Genomic DNA, 25,051 nt, shown 5'->3' with positions numbered 1-25,051 from the left:
GCCGTCAGCCTCCTGCCACCGAGGGCAGGATCTGGATTTCGGCGCCTGCTGGGAGTGGGGTGGACGGGCCGGACAGGCGGCGGCACTCCTCGCCGTTGACGTAGAAGTTCACGTAGCGGCGGAGGGTGGATCGTTCGTCGCGCAGGCGGCGGTCCAGGGCCGGGTAGGTGTTTGCCAGTACGTCGAGGGCTGCTCCCAGGGTGGCCGGGTCTGGGACGTCGACGTCCAGGTGGGCGGCGCCGTCGGTGGCGTTGCGCAGGACGCCTGGGATCAGGACCGTGACCTTCACGTCGGGATCACCGCGACTCGGACCGACATCACGTCCGGGAGGTGGGCGGCCACCTGGTGCCAGGTCTCGCCCTCGTCCGGGCTGGCGTAGACCTCGCCTGAGCGGGAGCCGAAGTAGACGCCGGGGACCGGGGCGTCGTCGGCGCACATGGCGTCGCGCATCACTGCTGTCCAGAAGTCATCGGGGAGGCCTTCGCCCAGGGCCTCCCAGGACGAGCCGGCGTCTCTGGAGCGGTAGACGCGGCACTTGCCTTCCGGTGGGAAGCGGCGGCCGTCGGCCTCGATCGGGAACGTGAAGATCGTGTCCGGGTCGTGGGGGTGGACGACCATCGCGAAGCCGAAGTCCGTCGGGAGGCCCTGGGCGATGGACTGCCAGGTGTCGCCGCCGTCGTCGCTCCGGTAGACGCCGTGGTGGTTCTGGGCGTAGAAGCGCGAAGGCGACGACGGGTGCTGTGCGACCTTGTGGACGCATTGGCCGAACTCCGGCCACGGGTCCGGGAAGAAGTACGCCTTGATGCCCTTGTTCCTGGCCTCCCAGGACTTGCCGCCGTCGGCCGTGCGGTAGACGCCGCCGGTCGACATCGCCACCAGCATCCGGTCCGGGTCGACCGGGTCGGGCACGATCGTGTGCACCGCCTGGCCGCCGAAGCCCGCCTCCCACTCCGGGCGGTGCGGGTGGTTCCAGAGGCCCTCGACGAACTCGAACGAGCGGCCGCCGTCCGACGACTTGAACAGCGCTGACGGCTGGGTGCCCGCGTAGACCACGCCCGGTTGCGAGGCCGGAGCCGGCTGGAGCTGCCAGACGCGTTCCAGGGCGGCGTCCTCCACCGGGAACGCGATCGGTGGTGTGGAGGACTCCTCCCAGGTGGCCCCCAGGTCGTCCGAGATGGACACGCCGGGGCCGAAGTGCGGTGAGGACACCCCGGCCATCAACCGCAGACCCGCGCGCGAGTCGAACGCGACCGCGTACACCTCCTGCATCGCGTGGTGCGGCCCGTCGACCTGCCACGTGACCCGATCCTCACTACGGGCGAGCCACAGCCCTTTGCGCGTACCGATCGCCACGACCACCGTCATCGCAACGCAGCCTCCCAGTCAGAAGATGTGATGCGGAGCACGTTACGCCGGGGGTCTGACAATTTCTGAGCGCGAGGGAAACCCCACGTAGACCCACAAGTTACTCACTGGTAGCGTCCGAAAGAAGAGACGCAAGGAGGCGCCAGTGCTGCTCGACCCGAACCACTACGACCCCGCCCACCTCGACGACGAGACGCGGCGCCTGCTCAGGGCGACCGTCGACTGGTTCGAGGCCCGCGGCAAGCGGCAGCTCATCGCGGACGCGCAGGACAAGGTCTGGTACACCGAGTTCCTCGACTTCGTGAAGCGCGAGAAGCTCTTCGCCACCTTCTGCACGCCCGCGAGCGTCGACGGCACCAAGCGCTGGGACGCCGCCCGCAACGCCGCGTTCAGCGAGGTGCTCGGCTTCTACGGCCTTCAGTACTGGTACGCCTGGCAGGTCACGGTTCTCGGCCTCGGCCCCATCTGGATGAGCGGCAACGAGGAGGCCAAGCAGAAGGCGGCGGCCCTCCTCGACAGCGGCGCGGTCTTCGCGTTCGGCCTCTCCGAGAAGGAGCACGGCGCCGACGTCTACAGCACCGACATGATCGTCACGAAGACCGACGACGGCTACCGGGCCAGCGGCAGCAAGTACTACATCGGCAACGGCAACGTCGCCGGCATGGTCAGCGTCTTCGGCAAGCTCGCGGACTCGGACGAGTACGTCTTCTTCGCCGTCGACAGCCAGCACGAGAACTTCGAGCTGATCAAGAACGTCGTGGACAGCCAGATGTTCGTGAGCGAGTTCCGCCTCGACGACTACCCGATCACCGACGCGGACGTCCTGCACCGCGGCCCCGACGCGTTCAGCGCGGCGCTCAACACCGTCAACGTCGGCAAGTTCAACCTCTGCACGGCCAGCATCGGCATCTGCGAGCACTCGTTCTACGAGGCGATCACCCACGCCCACAACCGGATCCTCTACGGCAACCCGGTCACGAACTTCCCGCACGTGCGCCAGAACTTCGTCGACGCCTACGCGCGCCTCACCGCCATGAAGCTGTTCGCGGACAGGTCGGTCGACTACTTCCGCAGCGCCAACGAGAACGACCGCCGCTACCTCCTCTTCAACCCCATCACCAAGATGAAGGTGACGAGCGAGGGCGAGAACGTCATCGACCTGCTCTGGGACGTCATCGCCGCCAAGGGCTTCGAGAAGGACACCTACTTCACCCGCGCCACGGCCGACATCCGCGCGCTGCCCAAGCTCGAGGGCACCGTGCACGTGAACCTGGCGCTGGTGCTGAAGTTCATGCCGAACTACCTCTTCAACCCCAAGGCCTACGACGAGGTCCCGACGCGTCACGACGCGACGGACGACGACTTCTTCTGGCACCAGGGCCCCGCGCGCGGCCTCGGCAAGATCCAGTTCCACGACTGGGAGCCGATCTACGCCGAGCACGCCCACCTGCCCAACGTGGCGCTGTTCCACGAGCAGGCGAACGCCATCAAGACGCTGCTCACCACGGCCGCGCCGGACGCGGACCAGCAGAAGGACCTCGACTTCCTGCTCAACCTGGGCCACCTGTTCACCCTGGTCGTCTACGGCCAGCTGGTCCTGGAGCAGGCCAAGATCACGAAGACCGACCAGAGCGTCCTGGACCAGATCTTCGACGTCCTGGTCCGCGACTTCGCCGGCTACGCGACCGCCCTGCACGGCAAGGCCAGCAGCACCGAGGCCCAGCAGCAGTGGGCCGTCGCGCAGATCCGCAAGCCGCACGTCGACCAGGCCCGTTTCGACGCCGTCTGGCAGCAGGTCGAGGCGCTGTCCGGCCGGTACGAGATGCGCCCCTAGGGCACCGAACGAGACACGAGGGGGCGGAGCCGACAGGTTCCGCCCCCTTGACGTGCGTGTTACACAAACGTTTACATGAGGCTCTGCCGCCGCACTCCGCAGATTGGAGCGCGTGCAAGTGGATCTCCGCAGATGGCGCACAGCCGCAGTCGCCACCCTCATCGCCGCAGGCACTCTCGTCACGCCCCAGGCACAGGCGCAGAAACCAGACCTGGCGCTGACACCGCCGATGGGCTTCAACAACTGGAACAGCACGCACTGCCGCAACGACTTCAACGAAGACATGGTCAAGGGCATCGCCGACATCTTCGTGACCAAGGGCCTGAAGGACGCGGGCTACGAGTACGTCAACATCGACGACTGCTGGGCGCTCCCCGAACGTGACGCGAACGGCGACCTCGTCCCCCACCCGACACGCTTCCCCAACGGCATCAAGGCAGTCGCGGACTACGTCCACTCCAAGGGCCTCAAGTTCGGCATCTACACGAGCGCGGGAACCAAGACCTGCAACAAGGAAGGCGGTTTCCCGGGCGGCCTCGACCACGAGGTGCAGGACGCGAGGCTGTTCGCGGGCTGGGGCGTCGACTACCTCAAGTACGACAACTGCAACAACCAGGGCGTGGACGCGAAACTGCGCTACACCAGGATGCGCGACGCTCTGAACGCCACCGGCCGCCAGATCGTGTTCAGCCTCTGCGAGTGGGGCCAGAACAAGCCGTGGGAGTGGGCGAAGGACGTCGGCCACCTGTGGCGCACCACCGGCGACATCAGCGACAACTGGAACTCCATGGTGTCGATCGCCAAGCGCAACATGGAACTCGCCGACTTCGCGGGCCCCGGCCACTGGAACGACCCGGACATGCTGGAGGTCGGCAACGGCGGCATGACGGACCTCGAGTACCGCAGCCACTTCAGCCTCTGGTCGATCATGGCCGCCCCGCTGCTGATCGGCGCGGACCTGCGCAAGGTCAGCCCGGAGACGTTCGAGATCCTGGAGAACCGCGAGGTCATCGCCGTCAACCAGGACAAGCTCGGGGTGCAGGGCAAGGTGATCCGCAACGAAGGCGGCAACCACGTCCTCGTCAAGCCGCTCAGCAACGGCGACAAGGCCGTCCTCCTCTTCAACGAGAACGACAGCGCCGCCACCATGTCCGTCACGGCACAAGAACTCGGCCTCAACAAGACCAACGGCTACAAGGTCCGCGACCTCTGGGCCAAGACCACCACCCACACCGCGAACGCGATCAGCGCCGCACTCCCGCCGCACGGCTCGGCGATGTTCCGTGTCAGCAATGCCAACGACTGGTACCGACACCCGCCCACCGTCACCACGGCCGCGGACGGCGAAGTCCTGTACCCGGGCGCACTTCCGATCGTCCAGCCCGGCAGGACCGTCACCTACACCACGTCCGTCACCAACGCAGGCCGCCTGCCGATCGCCCTGGTCCAGGCCACCCTCCAGGTCCCCCTGGGCTGGTCCGCGAAAGCCACGACGACCAGCTTCAAGGCGATCCTGCCCGGCGAGAAGAGCTTCCGGACCACCTGGCAGGTCACCGTGCCGCAGAACGCCCAAGCCGGCAGGTTCCCGGTCAACGCGAGCTTCACCTTCCACAGCCCGCACGAGAACAACCCGGTGACCAGGCAGTACTCCACCGAGGCACTGGTACCCGGCGCGGCACCGAAGGGCGAGCTCTTCGTCAGCGACCTGAAGTGGCTGCGGTCGGCGAACGGCCACGGCCCGGTAGAGATCGACACCACCAACGGCGAGGCCAAACAGGGCGACGGCGGCCCGATCACGATCCGCGGCAAGGTCTTCGCGAAGGGCCTCGGCACGCACGCCCCCGCCCACGTCGAGTACTACACGGGCGGCAACTGCACCAAGCTCACCGCGACCATCGGCATCGACGACCGGAAGGTCAACCCGCTCAGTCTGGTCAGCTACGAGGTCTGGGCCGACAACCGAATGGTCCACGACAGCGGCCCGGTCACCGGCAGCGACGCCGCGAAGTCGCTGGAGACCGACGTCTCCGGCGCCACGGTCACCCGGCTGATCGTCAAGGACGGCGGCAACGGCAAGTCCTACGACCACGCCGACTGGGGTGACCTGAAGATCACCTGCTAGCCGGACTGGTAGCGCTCCAAAGCCGCGATCATGAGTTCGAGCCCGAACTCGAACTCGTGATCGTGGTCGTAGGTCCCCAGCTCGTCCAGAACGCCCGCGGACAGCGGAAACGCCGCCATGTCGACGTCGACGTAGGGAGACAGCGCGATCCCGCCGAGCTCTGGCGAGGTCGCGACCTCCCTCATCAACGTGCCCAGCAGGTACGACACCATCGCCCGCATCATCCCGACGGCGACCTTGCCCCGGAACCCGGCGCGGTCGAAGTTCACCAGCGCCGCCTCGATCGTCCGGAACCCCGCCTCGGTGCTCAGCCGCCGCGTCGCCAGCATCACGAACGCGCGGGGGTGCCGGTGCGCCAGCTCCCGCACCGCACGGGCGTGCGCCCGGATGTGATCACGCCAGTCGTCGCTGTCGACCTCGTACGGCTGCGCCTCGGCCATGATCCGCTCGGCCGCGAGATCCACCAGCAGCGCCTTGTTCGGCACGTGGTTGTACAACGACATCGTGCCCGCGCCCAGCTCGGCGGCGAGACGACGCATCGAGACGGCCTCGACGCCCTCACGTTCGATCAACCGCACTGCCGCATCCACGATGCGGGCACGGGTCAGCGGTTCACGTGATGAGGACACTGGCGGAGACCATACGACGTGGAGTAACTTCCCTGCGACGTACGGCGTACGTAGGAGGGTCGGCCGGCATGACCGAGTCCAAGGCGCTCAGAGCGCTGCGCGAAGCGATCGTCTTGGAGCACATGGAGTCGCAGAACGACCACGACTTCGACACCTCCCTGAACACGTTTCCGCACCCCCGCTACGAGATCATGGCGTCCGGCCAGGTCTTCGAGGGCGTGGACGCGGTCCGCGACTACTGGCAGCGCACCCGAGCGGCGTTTCCCGACCAGCGCAACAAGGTCATCGACGTCCATCACGCGGACGACGCCGTGATCCTCGAGTTCGAGCTGCAGGGCACGCACCTCGGCAGCCTCATCGGCGAAGAAGTCACCGGACGGTCGTTCAAGGTCAGGATGGTCGGTTTCTTCCTGTTCGACAAGGACGTTCTTGTCTGCGAACGGGTCTACGGCGACACGGCGACGGTCATGAGCCAGCTCGGCATGCTCGACGTCCCCGAGAAGTTCTAGAGGACCACGCGCACTTCGCCGACGACCCGCCCGCCCCCGAGCACCGGCACGGACAGGGATTCCCCGGCGGCCGCCACGTCGAACCCCAGGGCCGCCAGCGCCGTGAGCCCGATCGCCGTCGTGGCACGGGGATTGCCGTCGAGCACCTTCACCGCGACCGCGTGCCCGGCGGCGGTCGCCAGCACCAGCACACCCTCCGCACCACCCTTGGCCACGACGCCCGGCAACCGCTGCATGACCACGGTGTTCACGTGCCCGGTTCCGCCGACGTACTCGGGAAACCCGCGCATGGCATCGGCGACGGGGGTGCGCACCAGCCCCTGCATCGCGCGCGCCAAGCCGTGCAACGACAGTCCGTACACCGGCGCACCGCAGCCGTCGATCGCCGTGTGCGCGACGGACTCGCCCGAAAGCTCCTCGACTGTCCGCATCACCCGCTGCTGCAACGGATGCGAAGGCTCCAGGTAGGTCTGCGTCGGCCACCCCGATGCCACGCACGCCGCCAGCATCGCCGCGTGCTTGCCGGAGCAGTTCATCCGCACGCGCGAAGGCTCCGGCACGCGTTGACGCGTCTCCTCGTCCTCCGGCCACGACGGCGGGCATTGCAGCAGCTCCACCGGCAACTCGCCGAGCAGCCGCGTCACCAGTTCGACGTGCCGGTCCTCTCCCGTGTGCGACCCGGCCGCGATCGCCAGCGCGGGCCCCGCGAGCGGTGCTCCGGCGGACAGGCACGCCAGCGCCTGGAACGGCTTCATGCACGACCGCGGCAGCACTGGGTCCTGCACCGCGCCGACGGACACGCCCACGTCACCGGACGGCAGCAGGCCGACGACGCTGCCGTGGTGCAGGCTCTCCACGAACCCGGACCGGGTGACCTCAGCGAGCAGTGCGGGCACGAGAAGCCTCCAGCCGGTGGGCCAGCCTGGACAGCGTCAGGTTGACCACGAGGTAGACGAACGCGACGACGATGAACGTCTGGATCAGCAGACCGTTGTAGTTCGCGAGCACCCGGCCGTTGAACAACAACTCCGTGTAGGACACGACATATCCCAGCGAGGTGTCCTTCAACAGACTGACAGCCTGCGTCACGAGCAACGGCGTCATGTGCCGCACAGCCTGTGGCAGCACCACGAACCGCGTCACCACGCCGTCCGGCATGCCGAGGGACAACCCCGCCTCGCGCTGGCCGGGATCGACCGACGAGACGCCCGCCCGGAAGATCACCGTGTAGGAGGCCGCGTGCGACAACGCCAGCGGCACCACGAGCTTCCAGAACAGCGGCAGGTTCACGCCGAACGACGGCAACACGAACAGCATCACGTACACGAGCAGCAGCACCGGAACCGTGCGCATGACCTCGGCGTAGGCGCGAGTGAACCGGTTGGGCCGCAACGCGAGCAGCAACCCGCCCGCCATCGCCAGCACACCGGTCGCGCACGCCGCCACCACCGTCGACCACAGGCCACCGAGCAGATACCGCCAGACGGGCCAGGTCAGGTACGGCCTCCACCGGACGGGGTCCAGCTGGCCACCGGCCGCGAACTGCCGCAACCCCAGCGCCACCAGTCCGGCCAGCACGAGAGCGGACACCACCGAGATCCAGAAGATCCGGCGGCGCGCACGTGGTCCGGGAGCGTCGAACATCAGGCCGGCCGCCGTTCCAGCACCCGCGCGCCGAACCCGATGCCGGCGGCCATCACCAGATAACAGAGCCCGACGCCGGTGAAGACCAGCAACGGCTGGGCGAGCTCCAGGTTGATCCGTTGCGCCGCACGGGTCATGTCCACCACGCCGACGACCCCGGCCAGCGCCGTGGCCATCGTCAACGCGATCGCGATGTTCGCCAGCGGCTGCACGACGCGTCTCGACGCCTGCGGCAGGATCACGTGCCGCAACGACTGCCGGAACGAGAGCCCCAGCGCCCGCGCCGCCTCACCCTGCCCGGACGCCACCGAGTTCACGCCCGACCGCAGCGCCTCCGCCACGAAAGCCGCCTCGTACAGCGCGATCGCCGTGAAGGCCGTCCAGAACAACGGCATCTTCACGCCCACCTCCGGCAGCCCGAACACGAACAGCACCAGCCACGCGAGCAGCGGGACGTTCCGCCACACCTCGACGTAGACCGTGCCGACACCTCGCAGCAACGGCACGGGCACGATCCTCAGGACGGCCACGAGCAGCCCGACGAGCAAGGCGCCGGCGAACGACAGCAGGGTCAGGGCGACGGTGTTCAGAAAGCCTTCGAGGACCAGGCTCATGAGGCGATCGCGGGTGGCGCCGGCGCGTCGCCGGTGACCACGGTGCCGATCGTCTGCTTCCAGACCTCCTGCCACAGCCCCGACTTGCCGATCTCGCGCAGCCAGTCGTTCACGAACTTCGTGAACTCCGCGTCGCCGTGCTTGATGCCGATGCCGTACGGGTCCTCGGTGAACGGCTCGCCGACGAGCTGCAGCTCGCTGTCCTTCGACGCGTCGGCCACCAGAATCGCCTGGTCCTGCACGTAGGCCTCGCCGCGGCCCTGCTTCAACGCCGTCAAGCACTCGGGATCGGACCCGAACTCCAGGATCTTCGCGGTGGGCGCCGCGTCCTGCACCGCCTTCACCCCAGGGGTGTTCGCGCCGACGATGACCGTCTTACCAGCGAGATCGGCGGGTTCGGCGATGCCGGAGGTGCCCTTGCGGACCGCGATGGACTGCCCCGACTGGTAGTACGGGCCGGCGAACGACACGCGCTCGGCCCGTTGCGGGGTGATCGTGTAGGTCTGGATGATCACGTCGACGGTGCCGTTGGCCAGCAACGGTTCGCGGGTCTCGGAGGTCGCGGAGAGCAGCTCCGTGGGGGGCTTCCCGACGACGTACTGCGCGAGCAGCTTGCCCAGGTAGGCGTCGAAGCCGGTGAGCTCGCCGCTGATCGGGTCGAGCTGCGAGAGCAAGGGGGCGTCCTGGGAGCCGCCGATGACCAGCTCGCCACGTTTCCTGATGCGGTCGACGGCCGAGCCGGGGGTCACCTGACCTGTGTAGACGGGTGCCTTGGCCAGCAGGGCGTCGATCTTGCTCCCACCAGGCACAGCACCTTCACCGCCGGAACACCCGGCCACGAAGAGCAACAGAGCGGCTACGAACAGTCTCCCCATGCCGCGACGCTACTGATCGCGATCAATCAGGCACAAGATACGACAAAGCCGCTTGTCCGATAGTGGACAGGCGGCTTGTCAGATTCAGATCAGATGTGCTGACCAGTCACAGACTCAGACGGCGCGAACGCCCTGGGCCTGCGGGCCCTTCTGGCCCTGACCGATCTCGAACTCGACCCGCTGGTTCTCTTCGAGAGCCTTGTAGCCGTTCATCTGGATCTCGGAGTAGTGGACGAACACGTCGGCGCCACCGTTGTCAGGGGAGATGAAGCCGAAGCCCTTCTCCGCGTTGAACCACTTGACGGTGCCCTGTACTGCCATCTTGCTACTTCTCCTCTAACAGGTGCCGGATCGCGCTCGCGACCACCGGGGTCAGGACACGACGGTGCCTTCTCCGGAACCTGGAGAAACCACACACTCGCGACCTCGTTCCGCGAGCGGGGAAATCCACGAACACGCAACGTACGACCATCGACAGTCAACCACGCACCACCGCTCTCAGTCGAGCCATCGATCTCACTGATACCGTGAGATCCCAAATGACCCCGCGGAGGTACTCGTGCCCGAGCAGACCACCCTGTCGATCAAGGTCGAGGTCGCGCCGCAGGTCGTCGGCGGGTTGTCCGCGGTGGTCGAGAAGCTGCTGGCCAGCGCTCTGCGAGAGGCCAAGCGGAAAGAACGCGACGAGAGCCGCGCGCCCACCGTCAACAAGCACAGCGGCATCGTGCACGGCACCCTGCTCCAGATCGGAAACGTAGAAGGAAACGTCCACCCACGGGACCGGTAACCTGGAGGGTCGTTGACCCAGGGGGCCGTGGCTTGACCGGCAGCGACAGACTGCTCTTCTTCTTCATCGGCTTGGTGACCACATTCGTGTTCATCCGAATCAGCGTGCGCTTGATCAGGGCGAAGGTTCGCTGGTGGCCGGGCAACTTCGTGCACGGCGACACGCACGTGCATCACGTCGTGTTCGGCACCGTGCTGTTGCTGTTGTCGAGCGTCACGAGCCTCGTCATCCCGGACGACATGCACGGCGCCAGGCTGGCCGCCGCGGCCGTTCTCGGCGTGGGCGCGGCGCTGGTGCTGGACGAGTTCGCGCTGATCCTGCACCTGAGGGACGTGTACTGGACGAAGGCGGGCCGGTTGTCCGTGGACGCCGTGTTCCTCGCCGTCGGTCTCACCGGCACGTTCCTGCTCGGCGCACGCCCGTTCGGCTACGACGAGGTGCTGCAGCTCAACCCGGAGACGACGCCGGCGTCCACGTTCACGCTCCGGCTGATCATCATCTCGGTGAACCTGTGCTTCGCGATCGTGGCCCTGCTCAAGGGCAAGATCTGGACAGGACTGCTCGGCCTGCTCGTGCCGGTGGTGCCCGCCGTGGGCGCCGTGCGACTGGCCAGGCCGGGCTCACCGTGGGCGCGCTGGCGCTACCCCGAAGGCTCGCGCAAGCTGTCCCGCGCCTACCGGCGGGAGGCGCGGATCAGGCAGCCGATCATCCGCGCGAAGATCGCCGTGCAGGAGTTCATCTCGGGACGTCACGACCTGCCTGATCAGGACAGGCCGTGATCTCCCGGAACTAACTTCCGACGATGTCCTGCTGGGCGCAGGCCGCGGCGAGGTCGCCGGCGCACAGCTCCGCCGGCTTGACGATGCCCTCGGTGACCAGCGTCCGGACGGTCTCCTTCTTGATCAGCGTCGCCCCGAGCAGCACCGACTTGATGTCACGCCGCGCGACGGGATCCCGCAGGTTGCCGGTGGCGAGGTCGTCGGCACCGTCCAGGTCGCCGCGGGCGATGGCGATCGCCAGCCTGGACGCGGCCTCGGCCTCGTCGCGCACCGGCTTGTAGACGGTGATGCACTGGTCGCCGCGCAGCACGGCCCGCAGGCCGTCCACAGTGGCGTCCTGGCCGGTGACCGGGACCTTGCCCGCGAGGTTCTTCTTCTTGAGCACGGCGATCACCGCGCCCGCCAGGCCGTCGTTGGCCGCGACCACTCCGTCGACCCTGCCCTGGTTCTCGTTCAGGATCTGCTCGAACAGCTGCCCGCCGAGGTCGTTGTTCCAGTCGGCGACCGGCTGCGACTTCACGAGCTTGAGCGCGCCGCTGTCGTACTTCGAGGACAGCCGCGACTTCTGACCCTGGGTGAAGAGCGTGGCGTTGTGGTCCGTCGGAGCGCCCTCGATCTCGATGATGTTGGCGCCCGGCTTGTCGCCGAGGCAGGTCAGCAGGCCGTCCGCCTGCAGCTGGCCGACGTTCACGCTGTCGAAACCGACGTGGTACTCCGCCTGGCCGCCGAGGGTGACCCGGTCGTAGTCGATGACCGGGATGTTCGCGGCTTTCGCCTTCTTCTGCACCGCGAGGCCGCCCGCCGCCGACAACGGCGTGATCATCAGGACCTTCACCTTGCGGCGGATCATCTCGTCGGCGATCTGCGCGAACTTCGCCTCGTCTCCCTCGGCGTTCTCCATGAACGGTTCGATGTCCGCGTAGTTGAACGCCTGTGTGAGCAGGGGACGATCCTGCTCTTCCCAACGCGTGGATGTCGTTCGGTCGGGAAGGATTACCCCGACGATTGGTTTGGGACCACGCGTAGGCAGCGTCGGAGACCCCTGACCTGCTTCACCACAGGCAGACAGGAGAAAGAGCAGGCACGCCGACGATGCCATTACCCGTCTTCGCATAAACGCGGAGTTCAGTCCTTGAATCTTGTTAAGTCAAGATTTCTTCTCATAACATCACGCTCCGCTTCCGATCGGCTACAGTTCGATTCCGTACGAAAGGCGCTGATGCGTGGCGAATTTTCGTGTCAGTGTGTCCAACTTGGGCGGCAATCGGGGGCCGCACCGTGTTGTTGGATCCAGCCCTGACCGGGTGTGAGGAGACAGCTAGGTGAGAACGCGCAGAACCGTGATGGCGGTGGCGGCAACGGTGTCGCTGATCGCAGCGGGCACTTCGGCGGCGGGGGCCGCGCCGGCCACCACAGGGCCGACCACGGAGTACACCGTCCTTCTGGAAGAACCCGGAAACCGCGACTTCGCGATCGACGCCGTGGAAGCGGCGGGCGGCGAGGTCGTGCGGAGCAACGACGCCGTCGGCCTGCTGACGGTCAAGGCGCCCGCGAACGGCTTCGCGGAGAAGGTTTCCGCTTCGAGCGCGATCGTCGGTGCCGCTCGGTCCAAGCCGATCGGGCACGCGCCCGCGGCGAAGGCCGAGAAGACCAAGCGCGACAACGTCGAGAAGGAGAACAAGGGCGAGAAGCCGAACAAGGCTCCCGCCCAGCAGGGATCGACGGCCGGCATGGACCCGCTCGACGGGGACCTGTGGGGCCTGAACCTCGTTCGCTCCAACATCGCGCGGGCCAAGCAGGCCGGCGACAAGCGCGTGTACGTCGGCATTCTCGACACCGGTGTGGACGGTTCCCACCCGGACATCGCGCCGAACTTCAACAACGAGCTCTCGCGCAACTTCACCGTCGACATCCCGAACGACTCCGACGGTGGCGTGTTCGACGGCCCGTGTGAGTTCCGCGGTTGCGTCGACCCGGCCAACTGGGACGACGGCGGCCACGGCACGCACGTCGCCGGCACCATCGGCGCCGCTGCCAACGGTTTCGGCATCTCCGGTGTCGCGCCGAACGTGTCGCTGGTCAACATCCGCGGCGGCCAGGACGCGGGGTCGTTCTTCCTGACGCCCGTCGTCGACGCGCTCACCTACGGCGCCGACATCGGCCTGGACGTCATCAACATGTCGTTCTACGTCGACCCCTGGTACATGAACTGCGCCAACGACCCCACGGCCTCGGCCGAGGAGCAGCTGGAGCAGCGCACGATCATCGCGACCGTCCAGCGCGCGCTGAACTACGCGCACCGCAAGGGCGTCACGCTGATCGGTGCCGGTGGCAACAACCACGAGGACCTGGGCAAGCCACGCCAGGACACCGTGAGCCCGAACTACCCGCCGGGCCACAACCGCCCGCGTCCGGTCGACAACGCGACGTGCCTCAACCTCCCGACCGAGGGCAACCACGTCATCTCGGTGTCGGCTCTCGGCCCGTCGACCCTCAAGGCCGACTACTCGAACTACGGCCTTGAGCAGACCGAGGTCTCGGCTCCCGGTGGTTACTTCCGCGACGGCCTCGGCACGCCGTGGTACCGCACCAACGAGAACCTGATCCTGTCGACCTACCCGCGCAACGTCGCTCTCGCCGAGGGCGCGATCGACGAGGCCGGCAACGTCACCCCCGACGGCGTGGCCGCCGGTGTGAAGAAGGCCGTGCAGGGCGACAAGGTCGGCTACTACCAGTTCCTGCAGGGCACCTCGATGGCCGCCCCGCACGCCGCTGGTGTCGCCGCGCTGATCGTCAGCCAGTACGGCAAGAAGGACAAGAAGAACCCCGGCCTGACCCTCGACCCCGACAAGGTCAAGAAGGTCCTGCTGAAGACCGCGACCCAGCGCGCATGCCCGAACCCGCGCACTGTCTCGTACGTCAACGTGGGCCGCACGCCGGAGTTCGACGCCACCTGTGAAGGTGACTCGAAGTTCAACGGCTTCTACGGTCACGGCATCGTGGACGCCTACGGTGCTGTCACCCGCGGTGGCCAGTTCCTGTAAGTCCTTGTAGGACAACGAAAGGCCCCCGGGTTCTTGACGGGGGCCTTTCGCGTGCGACGAAAGTGGACTCTCCCCCGCCACCTTCGTCTGAAAGATCCGGTCTGCCTTGACCGTGCCGTAGCGGCATAGTTTCAACTGAGTCGTGTCAGGGCTGAACGAAGAGGGAGACGTCGTGGGGTGGAGCACCAGCCAGCTGGCCGATCTCGCCGGCACGACGGTGCGCACGATCCGGCACTACCACGAGGTGGGCCTGCTCGCCGAGCCCGAACGCCGTGCCAACGGCTACAAGAGCTACGGCGTGCCCCATCTCGTGCGGGTGATGAGGATCAAGCGCCTCACCGATCTCGGCCTGTCGCTCACACAGATCGCGAACCTCGGTGACGAGGACGAACATCCCGGTCAGGCGTTGCGCGAGCTCGACGCGGAACTGGCCGCGACGATCGAACGGCTGCAACGGATCCGCGTCGACCTGGCGTTGATCCTGCGCCAGGAGGCGCCGACCGATCTGCCGCCCGACGTGGCGGCGCTGATCGCGGAGGCGAACCTGTCACCGCAGGACCGCTCGTTCACCGTCGTGCTGGCACAGCTGCTCTCGCCGGCAACGCTGGCCAGGTACGCCGGGACGCTGAAGGACTACTCGAAAGATCCCGCGGTGGTGGAGTTCGACACGCTGCCTGAGGACGCGGACGAGCAGACCCGGCAGAACCTGGCCGAACGCATGCGCGCCATGCCGTACATGGCCGAGATACGCGCCGCGTTCCCGGACGCGGCAGGCCTGTACAGCGACGCACCGCGCGGTGTGGAGCACGCGAAGCGCACGGTCATCAAGGTGCTGGTCGAGCTCTACAACAAGGCCCAGCTGGACGTTCTCGTCCGCATGAACGGCTGAGTTTCCATTGGTTTCGGCGCGCCGGACAGGCGCGTCGTCGGGGAGGTATTTGCTAATGCGAAAAACGTTGTCTCTGGCCGCGGTCGTGACCGCCGCCGCAGGGCTGGTGGCGGTGCCGGGGGTGTCGGCCGCCGCCACGCCGAAGCCCGAGGTGCAGTGGGTCGCGTGTCCCGCTGACGTGGCGCTTCCCGGTCTGGAATGCGGAAAGCTCCAGCTGCCGCTCGACTACCGCAAGCCCGAGGGCCGCAAGACCGAGGTGATGATCACCCGGCTGGCCAGCAAGAACCCCGCGAAGCGCAAGGGGATCCTGCTGACCAACCCCGGCGGGCCGAGCGAGGGACTGACGTTCCCGTTCGTGCTGAAGGCGGTCGGACTGCCGCAGGACGTGCAGGACGCGTACGACATCATCGGCATGGACCCGCGTGGCATCGGTTACAGCTCACCGTCCACATGCGACATGACCGAGGAGCAGATGGCGGACGGCAGCGTGCCTCCGTACGCCAACAACTCCGCCGAGGTGCGCCAGCGCGCCGACGAGGTCAAGAAGATCGCCGAACAGTGCCTCAAGTCGGCCTCCGCCGGTGAACTGCCGTACAACACGACCGCGAACATCGCGCGGGACCTGGACTCGGTCCGTGCGGCGCTGGGCGAGAAGAAGGCGTCGTTCCTCGGGTACTCGTACGGTTCGTACCTGGGTTCGGTGTACGCCACGCTGTTCCCGAAGACCTCCGAGCGCGTCGTGATCGACAGCAACCTGCCGAAGGGCGGCTGGGACGTCGAGGGCGGCCGGCTGATGGGCCGCGGCGTCGAGGACACGTTCCCCGACTTCGCGAAGTGGGCCGCTGCGCACCCCGAGTACAACCTGGGCACCACGCCGCAGCAGGTGCGCGCCAAGTTCTTCGACCTGGCCGCACGGCTCGACAAGAAGCCTTCGGTGGAGGGCTTCGACGGCAGGCTGTTCCGCTTCCTCACCTTCACGGCCCTCTACGCCACCGGTGACGAGGCGTTCTCGAAGCTCGCCGCCTCCTGGAAGGCCTTCGACACCGGCCAGCCGCAGCCGCCGCAGGAGTACCCGGAGGTCCCGCGCGTCCAGGCCCTGCTGGCAGGTCGCCTGAACGTGATCTGCGGTGACTCCACCTGGCCGTCGTCGGTCGGCGCGTACGAGCGCAACGTGGCGATCGACCGCGTCCGCAACCCGATGTTCGGCGCGGCCGCCGCGAACATCCAGCCGTGCGCCTTCTTCCCGAAGCCGGTGGAGAAGCAGGTCCTGCCGTCCGACAGGGGCCCGCGCAACGTGCTGCTGGTGCAGAACGAGCGCGACCCCGCGACGCCGCTGATCGGCGCCCAGTCGACGCGCCGCGCGTTCGGCGACAGGGCCGCGATGATCACGATCGACCAGGGCGGGCACGGCGCCTACATCTTCGGCAAGAACAAGTGCGCCAACGACAAGGTGACCGCGTACCTGCTCGGCGGACAGCGTCCGAACGACGTCAAGTGCGCAGCTGAAACTGGCTGATTCCTGAAGGCCGGCTCGCCCACCGGGGTGAGCCGGCCCTTGTCGTGCGCGCGCTCCCACGCTACGGTCACCCCATCGTCGCCGCCGATTCCACTGTGGAACGGAGCGGCATGAAGACGTTTTCAAGGCTTGCGGCAACGGTTCTGTGCGCGGCGGCCCTCGTCACGCCCGGCACCGCCCAGGCGGCGGACCTGAACGACCCGCAGCTCAAGGACATCGCGATGCAGCTGGTGTCCAGTGCGGAGAACTCCTCTTTGGACTGGCGCGCGCAGTTCGGCTACATCGAGGACATCGACGACGGCCGCGGCTACACCGCCGGCATCATCGGCTTCTGCAGCGGCACGGGCGACATGCTCGACCTCGTCCGCCTCTACCGCGACTGGAAGCCCGGCAACGTCCTGGAGAAGTACCTGCCGGCGTTGGAACGGGTGAACGGCACGCCGTCGCACGACGGCCTGGACCCGGACTTCCAGGGCGACTGGCGGGCAGCGGCCCAGGACGGCACGTTCCAGGGCGCGCAGGAGCACGAACGCGACCGCGTCTACTTCGACCCCGCCGTCAACCGCGCGAAGCAGGACGGCGTGCAGGCACTCGGTCAGTTCGCGTACTACGACGCGATCGTGATGCACGGCGACGGCTGGGGTGACCTGGACTTCTCCAGCATCCGCCAGCGCGCGCTCAACACCGGCGCGCGGCCGCCGGCCCAGGGCGGCGACGAAGCGCAGTGGCTGCACGCGTTCCTCGACGCACGCGCGTGGACGATGAAGCAGGAGCCCGCCCACGAGGACACCAGCCGGGTCGACACGGCGCAGCGCCGGTTCCTCAACGAGGGCAAGCTCAACCTCGAACGCCCCCTGCAGTGGCACGTCTACGGCGAGCAGTTCGACATCCGCTGACCTGACATTCCGGCGGAAACGTATGCGAGGCAAGCGTTTCCGCCGGAATGCACCCGCTGACGGCAATTGTCCGTTTCGCGAATTAGTAAAGACTCTTGCCAATAAAGGTATGGACCCCTTACCGTTGCTCCCACGCCGCCCGGGCCCCCAACATCCCTGCCCCGGAGGGAACTTCGTGAAGATCACTGGTCGCATCGCGGCCGCACTGCTGACGTGCGCCGCTCTTTTCACCACCACCGTCGGTACCGCCTCGGCGGCCAACCTCGACGAACCGCGCCTCAAGGACATCGCGATGCAAATCGTGTCCAGCGCGGAGAACTCCTCCACGGACTGGAAAGCGCAGTTCGGCTACATCGAGGACATCGACGACGGCCGCGGTTACACCGCGGGCATCATCGGCTTCTGCAGCGGTACCGGTGACATGCTCGACCTGGTCGAGCTGTACAAGACGAAGAAGCCCGGCAACGTGCTGGAGAAGTACCTTCCCGCACTGCGCAAGGTGAACGGCACCGAGTCGCACTCGGGCCTGGATCCCAACTACACCAAGGACTGGAAGACCGCGGCCAAGGACTCCGTCTTCAAGGCAGCACAGGAGTCCGAACGCGACCGCGTCTACTTCAACCCCGCGGTGAAGCAGGGCAAGGCCGACGGCGTGCGCGCCCTGGGTCAGTTCGCCTACTACGACGCGATCGTCGTGCACGGCGACGGTGGCGACAAGACGAGCTTCAGCAACATCCGCAAGCGCGCACTCGGCAAGGCAAAGCCCCCGTCACAGGGCGGCAACGAGACGACGTGGCTCAACGCCTTCATGGACGCCCGCGTGTGGGCCATGAAGCAGGAAGCGGCCCACGAGGACGTCTCGCGCATCGAGACCGCGCAGCGCGTGTGGCTGAAGGCCGGCAACTTCGACCTGAAGACGCCGCTCAAGTGGAAGGTCTACGGCGACAGCTTCACGATCAACTAGCTCCGCCGTTTCACACATGAGAAGTGGAGGACTCCCCTGACCAGGGGTGTCCTCCACTTTCGTAAATTTGTAAACATTCTTGCCGATGAAGGTCCGGACCCCTTACCGTTGCCACACCGCCGCCCGGGACACCCCGGGAGGAATGCATGAGGATCTCAGGCCGAGTGGTGGCCGCAGTTCTGACATGCGTCGCGATCGCCACCGCGACAACAGGTACCGCTCACGCGGCCGACCTGAACGACCCGCGCATGAAGGACATCGCGATGCAGATCGTGTCCAGCGCGGAGAACTCGTCCACGAACTGGAAAGCGCAGTTCGGCTACATCGAGGACATCGACGACGGCCGCGGCTACACCGCCGGCATCATCGGCTTCTGCAGCGGCACCGGTGACATGCTCGACCTGGTCGAGCTCTACAAGCAGCGCAAGCCCGGCAACGTACTGGAGAAGTACCTGCCCGCGCTGCGCAGGGTGAACGGCACCGACTCGCACTCGGGCCTCGATCCCAACTACACCAAGGACTGGAAGACCGCGGCCAAGGACTCCGTCTTCAAGGCAGCACAGGAGTCCGAACGCGACCGCGTCTACTTCAACCCCGCAGTGCGGCAGGCCAAGGCCGACGGCGTGCGCGCCCTGGGCCAGTTCGCCTACTACGACGCGATCGTCATGCACGGCGACGGCTGGGGCAATCTGGACTTCTCCGGCATCCGCAAACGCGCACTGGGCAAGGCGAAGCCCCCGTCACAGGGCGGCAACGAGACCACGTGGCTCAACGCCTTCATGGACGCCCGCGTGTGGACGATGAAGCAGGAGCCCGCGCACGAGAACACCAGCCGCGTCGACACGGCACAACGCGTGTGGCTCAAGGCAGGCAACCTCGACCTCAACACACCGCTGAAGTGGAAGGTCTACGGCCAGAGCTTCGAGATCAAGTAGCGGAAACGAAGAAGGGGACGTCCCCGGCAACAGGGACGCCCTTCCTTCTTCCCGTCCTACAGCTGGGTCCAGTCCAGCACCGGTGCCGCGAAGTCGCGGATCGACGCCAGTAGCCCAAGTCGAGCAGCCTTGACCTTCTCTTCCTCGGCCATCACCAGCACCTCGTCGAAGAAGGTGTTGATCGGCCCGGTGAGCCCTTCGGCAGCACCGAAGAACGCCGCCAGCCCGACAACATCCCGCGAGACACCGTCGAACGCCTTGTGCAGCGCCACTTCCGCCGGCTCCGACAACACCGAAGCGTCGTAAGAACCCTCGACAGCCGCAGGCACGATCCGCCGCACCCGCTGCAAAGCGGCAGCCAACGCGTCGAAGGACTCGTTGCCCGCCAACGACTCCAGCTGCGCCAGCGTCTCGTCGGCCAGCACCGGCGAGTCGGCCAGCGGCAGCACCGCCTGCACGAACCGGTGCTCATGCCCAGCGTCGAGCAACGCCTGCTCGTAGCGCCGGACCGCGAACTCCCGAGCCGTCTCCAGAGCCTCGGCGGACACCTCAAGCCCTTCAGCAGCAAGGGAAAGCGCTACTGGCAAGGTGATCGCGCGCAGGTCCGGGAACGCCCGCAACACGGTGACCGCACCGAGAGCAGCACGGCGCAGGCCGAACGGGTCGGACGACCCGGTCGGCTGCGCACCGATCCCGAACAGTCCGGCCAACAGGTCGAAGCGGTCTGCCAGCGACAGCAACGCCCCGGGCACCGACGACGGCAGCGCGTCACCGGCCGAACGCGGGAGTTCCATCTCCCACAACGCCAGCGCGACCTCGGACGTCTCTCCCGCCCGTGCCGTGTACTCCCGAGCCATCACGCCGGCCAGCGACGACAGCTCGATCACCATCTGCGAGCCGAGGTCGAACTTGGCCAGCGCACCCGCACGATCCAACGTCTCGCGGTCGACGTCGACCACCGAGGCGAACCGCCCCGCGAGCGAAGCGATGCGCCCAGCCCGGTCCGCCATCGAGCCGAGCTTGTCCGCGAACGTCAGCTTCGCGAGACCGGCCTTCATCTCCTCCAGCGGCGTCTTGAGGTCCGCCCGCCAGAAGAACGCCGCGTCCTCGTACCGAGCGCGCAGCACGGCCTCGTTGCCCGCGCGCACCAGGTCGGCGTCCACGGAACCGTTCGCCACGGCCACGAAGTGCGGCAGCAAAGCACCGTCGGACGACCGCACCGGCAGGTACCGCTGGTGCTTGCGCATCACGGTGGTGAGGATCTGGGCCGGCAGCTCCAGGTACCGCTCCTCGAACGAGCCGAGGATCGGCGTGGGCCACTCGACCAGGTTCGTCACCTCGTCCAGCAGGCCGTCGACCTCGACGACACCGCCGACCGACGCCGCCAGCTCCTGCGAGGCGGACACGATCGCGGCCGAACGAGCGGCCGCGTCCACCTGGATGCCGTGTGCGGAAAGGAACTCCAGGTAACCGTCCGCTTCGGACACCTCGACGACCGGAACGTCGGCAGTGCGGTGCACGCGCGTCGAGGTACCCGACGCGAGCGACGACACCGCGACCGGCACCGGCGTCTCCCCCAGCAACGCGAGCAGCCAGCGGATCGGCCGCGTGAACGACAGCTTCGGGTCGTTCCACTTCATGTTCTTCTCGGACCGCAGGTCCGACACGACCTCGGCCAGCAGCCCGCTCAGCACCTCGACGGCGCCACGACCCGCGTCGGACTTGGTCAGCGCCACGAACTCGACGCCGTTCTCGACCACGCGCCCCAGCGAGGAGACCTCAACGCCCTGGCCACGAGCGAAGCCCTGCACGGCCTTGGTCGGGTTCCCATCCGCGTCGAACGCGGCGGACACGCGCGGACCGCGAACAGTGCGCTCGGCGTCCGGCTCACGCGGCGAAACAGCGGGCACCAGCACGACGATCCGGCGCGGCGTGCCGTGCACGGTCACCGAGCCGTGCGTCAGCCGAGTCGCTTCCAGTTTCGACGAGACTGCGGAACGCACCGCGTCCACGGTCCGCAGCACCTCGTGCGGCGGCAGTTCCTCGGTGCCGACCTCGAACAGCAGCGTCGCCGGCGCCACCACGTCCGCGAAGGACGAAGGCTTCTCGACCGCGACGGGAAGTTCCGCCACGCCAAGCGGATGCCCGAGTTCGGCACGACGCTCGGCCCACAGCGAGGCGACTTCCCGTGCCAGCCCGCGCATCCGGCCGAACGCACGCGCGCGCTCGGTCGTGGAGATCGAACCGCGCGCGTCCAGCACGTTGAAGATGTGCGAGCACTTCAGCACGAAGCTGTGCGCCGGAACGGGCAGGCGGGCGTCGAGCATGCGCCGGGCCTCGGCCGCGAACTCCTCGAAGAGGCGCTTGTTCGCCTCCACGTCCGCGTCGTCGAGGTAGTACCGCGACATCTCGTACTCGGCCTGGCCGAACGCCTCGCCGTAGGAGATGCCGGGCGCGTAGGCGATCTTCTTGAAGTGGTCGACGCCCTGCAGCGCCATCATGATCCGCTCGATGCCGTAGGTGATCTCCACCGACACCGGGTCGAGCGTCATGCCGCCGGCCTGCTGGAAGTAGGTGAACTGGGTGATCTCCAGGCCGTCGAGCCACACCTCCCAGCCCAGGCCCCAGGCGCCGAGGGCGGGCGAGGCCCAGTTGTCCTCGACGAACCGGACGTCGTGCCCGCGCACGTCGATGCCGAGCGCCTCCAGCGAACCGAGGTAGAGCTCCTGCGGGTCGCCCGGGTCGGGCTTGAGGATCACCTGGAACTGGGTGTGCGTCTGCAGCCGGTTCGGGTTCTCGCCGTAGCGGGCGTCGTCGGGCCGCACGGACGGCTCCACGTAGGCGACGCGCCACGGCTCGGGACCGAGCACGCGCAGCACGGTGGCCGGGTTCAGCGTTCCCGCCCCGACCTCGGTGTTGAACGGCTGCACCACGATGCAACCTCGGTCGGTCCAGTACTTGGTCAGCGCGAGCAGCGCGTCCTGCATCGTCAACACGGCGACGAGTCTACGAAACGGACAAAACCGCTGGTCAGGGGGCCTTGATCGGGTGGGCTGCGCCACTGTGCCACCCTGTGCACAACCGAGTGGCGGCCCCGCACGTCTACTTGGTGTACCCGAATGTGCTGAGAGGAGTGGGTGTGGACAACCGGCCGCCGCGGCCGGGAGACCCGACAGGGAATCCCAGGCGACCCTCTGCCACCCCGCGTCCCCAGGCGGGTCAGCCCCGCCGTCCCCAGGTTCCGCCGCGCAGCTCAGAGCCCCCGCGCAGGCAGCCGGGCCGGGCTGAGCCCCCGAAGCGCTCCGAGCCGCCCAAACGCTCCGAGCCGCCGCGCCGCGAGCCGGTGAGCCGTTCCGAACCGCCCCGCCGCGAACCTCCGCGCCGGGAGACGGCCAGTCGTTCCGAACCTCCGCGCCGCGAGCCCCAGCGCTCCCGTGAATCGGGCAGGGCCTCGTCGTCCGCCCCGCGTCCGCGTCCGGTCGCCGACCGCCCGACGGTCCGCACCACCCCGGCGAAGGCGAAGGCCGCCGCACCCGCGGCCCGGCCGAGGCCCAGGCCCGCCGCGGCCCGCAGGCCGAGCAAGGCCGAGCGCGGCGCGTCCACCGGCGCCAAGATCTTCCTCAGCATGCTGTCCGCCACGATCCTGCTGGTCACCGGCGTCGCGTGGCAGAACCTGACCGCGCTGACCGACGGCCTGACCAAGCAGGACCTGAACCTGGCCGACGCGGGCGAGAAGCCCGCCGACGGCGCGATCGACATCCTGCTGGTCGGCATGGACAGCCGCACCGACTCCAAGGGCAACCCGCTGCCGCAGAACATCCTGAACGAACTGCAGGCGGGCGGCAGCGACGACGGCGGATTCAACACCGACACGCTGATCCTGCTGCACATCCCGAACGACAGCGGCAAGGCCTACGCCGTGTCGTTCCCGCGCGACTCCTACGTGAAGATCGCGGGCGGGTTCGGGCGGCACAAGATCAACTCTGCCTACGGGTACGCCAAGGGTCAAGCCGCCGAGAAGCTGCAGGGCAGCGGCAAGCCCGCGCCCGAGATCGAGATGGAGTCGCGCAAGGCCGGCGCGAAGAACCTCATCGAGACCATCCAGACCCTGACCGGCTCCACGATCGACCACTACGCCGAGGTCAACCTCGTCGGCTTCTACGACATCACCAAGGCCGTCGGCGGCATCGACGTCTGCCTCACCAACAACGTCCGCGACAGCTTCTCCGGCGCGAACTTCAAGGCCGGCCCGCAGACCATCGAGGGCAAGAACGCGCTCGCGTTCGTCCGCCAGCGGCACGGCCTGCCGATGGGCGACCTCGACCGCGTCGTGCGCCAGCAGGTCTTCATGGCCGGTCTCGCGAAGAAGATGCTGTCCGCGGGCGTGCTCACCGACAGCACCAAGCGCAGCGAGATGATCAAGGCCGTCAGCAGCGCGATCGTGCTCGACGAAGGCTGGGACATCACCAAGTTCGCCCTGCAGATGAAGGACATGACGGGCGGCAACATGACGTTCCAGACGATCCCGACCGGCAACCCCGACCTGCAGACGCCGGAGGACGGTTCCGCGGTCGAGGTGACCGAGTCCGAGGTGCGCACGTTCGTCAAGAACCTCGGCAAGGCCCCGGCGACGTCGAACCCGGCCGACCCGAAGTTCGACAAGTCCACCGTGACCGTCGACGTCCGCAACGCCTCCGGCCAGCCCGGCCTCGCGGGCAAGGTGCTCCAGTCGCTCGTCGCGAAGGGCTTCAAGGAGGGCCAGACGGGCAACGCCGAGGCCCTGGCGAAGTCCGTCGTCCGCTACGGCAAGGGCGGCGAGGCGGGCGCGAACGCGGTCCAGGAGGCCCTCGGCGGACTGAAGATCGAAGAGGACGTGAACGTGCCCGCCGGGGCCGCCCGCGTCTTCCTCGGCTCGGACTACTCGGGTCCCGGCGCGCAGGGTTTCACCGGATCCGGAGTACTCGCCCTGGACGGTGCGCGTCAGCAACCGGCTGACCCCGCGGCCCCTCCGCCCATCTCCGCAGACGGCGTGCGCTGCGTGAACTGATACGCAGAGTAGAGAACTATAGCCCGTTCGGGGGATAATCCCGGCAAGTTGCGTAAGCGGCGAAGCACTGGCGCCTTCCATCACCGTGAGACCCGCTCACGGGGTGGAGGACCAGGGTGCAGACTGCGAACGGCCAAATCGACACAGTGGCGTACCAGCGCGTGCTCGGTGATGAGATCCGCAGCCTTCGCAAGCAGCGCGGATGGACCCGCAAGGAGCTGAACAAGCGGCTTCAGACGGAGATCTCGTTGCAGACGCTGGCGACCTACGAGCTCGGTACGCGGCAGTGTTCCGTCGTGCGTCTCGTGGAGATCTGTCACGCGCTCGACGTGCCGGCGCACGAGGTCCTCGCCCGCGTGCACGAACGCTTCTTCGGCGACACCCCCGCCGGCCACCTGACGCTGAGCCTCACCTCGATCGCCGCGACCGACAACCCGCGCGTCCTGCCGCTCAAGCGGTGGGCGGCCGGACGGCTGCACGCGTTGCCGCCGAGTGCCTCACCGGAGGTGCACCTCGACCTGCCCGCGCTGGAGAACATGGCGCAGCTGTGTCAGCTTCCGACGGTGGAACTCATCCGGATCCTGCGCGGACTGAGCCGGTAG

At 67.6% G+C, this 25,051-nt stretch carries 24 protein-coding genes; 13 read left to right on the top strand and 11 right to left on the bottom strand.

Going from position 1 to position 25,051, the window contains the following annotated elements; all coding sequences use genetic code 11:
• Positions 1–4 precede the first annotated feature (4 nt).
• Both SK854_RS28235 and SK854_RS28230 read right to left on the bottom strand, forming a co-directional pair.
• On the bottom strand, positions 5–289 hold the full coding sequence (locus tag SK854_RS28235; RefSeq protein ID WP_319978129.1) for a MoaD/ThiS family protein: 285 nt from the start codon (positions 287–289) through the stop codon (positions 5–7).
• Positions 286–1,365 (bottom strand): WD40/YVTN/BNR-like repeat-containing protein, encoded by a 1,080-nt coding sequence (locus SK854_RS28230; RefSeq protein WP_319978128.1) that lies wholly within the window; start codon positions 1,363–1,365, stop codon positions 286–288. Before SK854_RS28230 ends, SK854_RS28235 begins: the two co-directional genes overlap by 4 nt.
• Positions 1,366–1,510: 145 nt before the next feature.
• Between SK854_RS28230 and SK854_RS28225 the strand changes: the two genes are divergently transcribed.
• Positions 1,511–3,199, top strand: coding sequence for an acyl-CoA dehydrogenase (locus SK854_RS28225; protein WP_319978127.1), 1,689 nt, complete (start codon positions 1,511–1,513; stop codon positions 3,197–3,199).
• A 112-nt stretch (positions 3,200–3,311) separates the two neighbouring features.
• Entirely contained in the window at positions 3,312–5,321 is a 2,010-nt protein-coding gene (locus tag SK854_RS28220; RefSeq protein ID WP_319978126.1) for an NPCBM/NEW2 domain-containing protein, read from the top strand.
• Here the strand turns inward: SK854_RS28220 and SK854_RS28215 are convergent.
• Entirely contained in the window at positions 5,318–5,950 is a 633-nt protein-coding gene (locus tag SK854_RS28215; RefSeq protein WP_319978125.1) for a TetR/AcrR family transcriptional regulator C-terminal domain-containing protein, read from the bottom strand. The two genes, SK854_RS28220 and SK854_RS28215, sit on opposite strands and share 4 nt — an antisense overlap.
• Before the next feature lie 68 nt (positions 5,951–6,018).
• Here SK854_RS28215 and SK854_RS28210 point away from each other — a divergent pair, with 68 nt between their 5' ends.
• The gene (locus tag SK854_RS28210) at positions 6,019–6,459 is read left to right on the top strand and encodes an ester cyclase (protein WP_319978124.1); all 441 of its coding nucleotides are present in this window, start codon (positions 6,019–6,021) and stop codon (positions 6,457–6,459) included.
• On the opposite strand, the gene SK854_RS28205 is transcribed toward SK854_RS28210, so the two are convergent.
• The 5 genes from SK854_RS28205 to SK854_RS28185 form a co-directional block, all read right to left on the bottom strand.
• Positions 6,456–7,355, bottom strand: a complete 900-nt coding sequence (locus SK854_RS28205; RefSeq protein WP_319978123.1) for an asparaginase — start codon at positions 7,353–7,355, stop codon at positions 6,456–6,458. The genes SK854_RS28210 and SK854_RS28205 overlap by 4 nt on opposite strands.
• Positions 7,336–8,103, bottom strand: a complete 768-nt coding sequence (locus SK854_RS28200) for an amino acid ABC transporter permease (protein WP_319978122.1) — start codon at positions 8,101–8,103, stop codon at positions 7,336–7,338. The genes SK854_RS28205 and SK854_RS28200 overlap by 20 nt, the downstream gene beginning before the upstream one ends.
• Positions 8,103–8,717, bottom strand: coding sequence for an amino acid ABC transporter permease (locus SK854_RS28195; protein WP_319978121.1), 615 nt, complete (start codon positions 8,715–8,717; stop codon positions 8,103–8,105). Before SK854_RS28195 ends, SK854_RS28200 begins: the two co-directional genes overlap by 1 nt.
• The gene (locus SK854_RS28190) at positions 8,714–9,592 is read right to left on the bottom strand and encodes a glutamate ABC transporter substrate-binding protein (RefSeq protein ID WP_319978120.1); all 879 of its coding nucleotides are present in this window, start codon (positions 9,590–9,592) and stop codon (positions 8,714–8,716) included. The genes SK854_RS28195 and SK854_RS28190 overlap by 4 nt, the downstream gene beginning before the upstream one ends.
• 114 nt (positions 9,593–9,706) lie before the next feature.
• Positions 9,707–9,913, bottom strand: coding sequence for a cold-shock protein (locus SK854_RS28185; protein WP_030468404.1), 207 nt, complete (start codon positions 9,911–9,913; stop codon positions 9,707–9,709).
• 238 nt (positions 9,914–10,151) lie between these two features.
• Here SK854_RS28185 and SK854_RS28180 point away from each other — a divergent pair, with 238 nt between their 5' ends.
• Both SK854_RS28180 and SK854_RS28175 read left to right on the top strand, forming a co-directional pair.
• Positions 10,152–10,379, top strand: a complete 228-nt coding sequence (locus SK854_RS28180; RefSeq protein ID WP_319978119.1) for a hypothetical protein — start codon at positions 10,152–10,154, stop codon at positions 10,377–10,379.
• A gap of 74 nt (positions 10,380–10,453) precedes the next feature.
• A complete protein-coding gene (locus SK854_RS28175) occupies positions 10,454–11,158 on the top strand; it encodes a hypothetical protein (protein ID WP_319978118.1) in 705 nt (234 codons plus the stop codon).
• Between the two features lie 10 nt (positions 11,159–11,168).
• Here SK854_RS28175 and SK854_RS28170 read toward each other — a convergent pair whose 3' ends face one another.
• A complete protein-coding gene (locus tag SK854_RS28170) occupies positions 11,169–12,257 on the bottom strand; it encodes a sugar ABC transporter substrate-binding protein (RefSeq protein WP_319978117.1) in 1,089 nt (362 codons plus the stop codon).
• A gap of 244 nt (positions 12,258–12,501) precedes the next feature.
• Here SK854_RS28170 and SK854_RS28165 point away from each other — a divergent pair, with 244 nt between their 5' ends.
• The 6 genes from SK854_RS28165 (at position 12,502) to SK854_RS28140 (ending at position 19,402) form a co-directional block, all read left to right on the top strand.
• On the top strand, positions 12,502–14,202 hold the full coding sequence (locus SK854_RS28165; RefSeq protein WP_319978208.1) for a S8 family serine peptidase: 1,701 nt from the start codon (positions 12,502–12,504) through the stop codon (positions 14,200–14,202).
• Between the two features lie 172 nt (positions 14,203–14,374).
• Positions 14,375–15,091, top strand: coding sequence for a MerR family transcriptional regulator (locus tag SK854_RS28160; RefSeq protein ID WP_319978116.1), 717 nt, complete (start codon positions 14,375–14,377; stop codon positions 15,089–15,091).
• A 55-nt stretch (positions 15,092–15,146) separates the two neighbouring features.
• Complete coding sequence (locus SK854_RS28155; RefSeq protein ID WP_319978115.1) at positions 15,147–16,607, top strand: alpha/beta hydrolase; 1,461 nt, start codon at positions 15,147–15,149, stop codon at positions 16,605–16,607.
• A 110-nt stretch (positions 16,608–16,717) separates the two neighbouring features.
• Positions 16,718–17,503, top strand: a complete 786-nt coding sequence (locus tag SK854_RS28150) for a chitosanase (RefSeq protein WP_319978114.1) — start codon at positions 16,718–16,720, stop codon at positions 17,501–17,503.
• 175 nt (positions 17,504–17,678) lie between these two features.
• Positions 17,679–18,467: a chitosanase gene (locus SK854_RS28145; protein ID WP_319978113.1), complete on the top strand. Its 789-nt coding sequence runs from the start codon at positions 17,679–17,681 to the stop codon at positions 18,465–18,467.
• Between the two features lie 146 nt (positions 18,468–18,613).
• Positions 18,614–19,402 (top strand): chitosanase, encoded by a 789-nt coding sequence (locus SK854_RS28140; RefSeq protein ID WP_319978112.1) that lies wholly within the window; start codon positions 18,614–18,616, stop codon positions 19,400–19,402.
• A 56-nt stretch (positions 19,403–19,458) separates the two neighbouring features.
• Here SK854_RS28140 and SK854_RS28135 read toward each other — a convergent pair whose 3' ends face one another.
• Positions 19,459–22,389: a glycine--tRNA ligase gene (locus SK854_RS28135; protein WP_319978207.1), complete on the bottom strand. Its 2,931-nt coding sequence runs from the start codon at positions 22,387–22,389 to the stop codon at positions 19,459–19,461.
• A gap of 232 nt (positions 22,390–22,621) precedes the next feature.
• Positions 22,622–23,029: a hypothetical protein gene (locus tag SK854_RS28130; protein WP_319978111.1), complete on the bottom strand. Its 408-nt coding sequence runs from the start codon at positions 23,027–23,029 to the stop codon at positions 22,622–22,624.
• Here SK854_RS28130 and SK854_RS28125 point away from each other — a divergent pair.
• Positions 23,028–24,449 carry an LCP family protein gene (locus SK854_RS28125; RefSeq protein ID WP_319978110.1) on the top strand — a complete coding sequence of 474 codons (1,422 nt, stop codon included), beginning with the start codon at positions 23,028–23,030 and terminating at the stop codon, positions 24,447–24,449. The two genes, SK854_RS28130 and SK854_RS28125, sit on opposite strands and share 2 nt — an antisense overlap.
• A 116-nt stretch (positions 24,450–24,565) precedes the next feature.
• Positions 24,566–25,051, top strand: a complete 486-nt coding sequence (locus SK854_RS28120) for a helix-turn-helix domain-containing protein (RefSeq protein WP_319978109.1) — start codon at positions 24,566–24,568, stop codon at positions 25,049–25,051.

This window comes from Lentzea sokolovensis (assembly GCF_033949975.1).
GTDB classification, from domain to species: domain Bacteria; phylum Actinomycetota; class Actinomycetes; order Mycobacteriales; family Pseudonocardiaceae; genus Lentzea; species Lentzea sokolovensis.
This window is presented reverse-complemented; position numbering and strand designations above follow the sequence as displayed.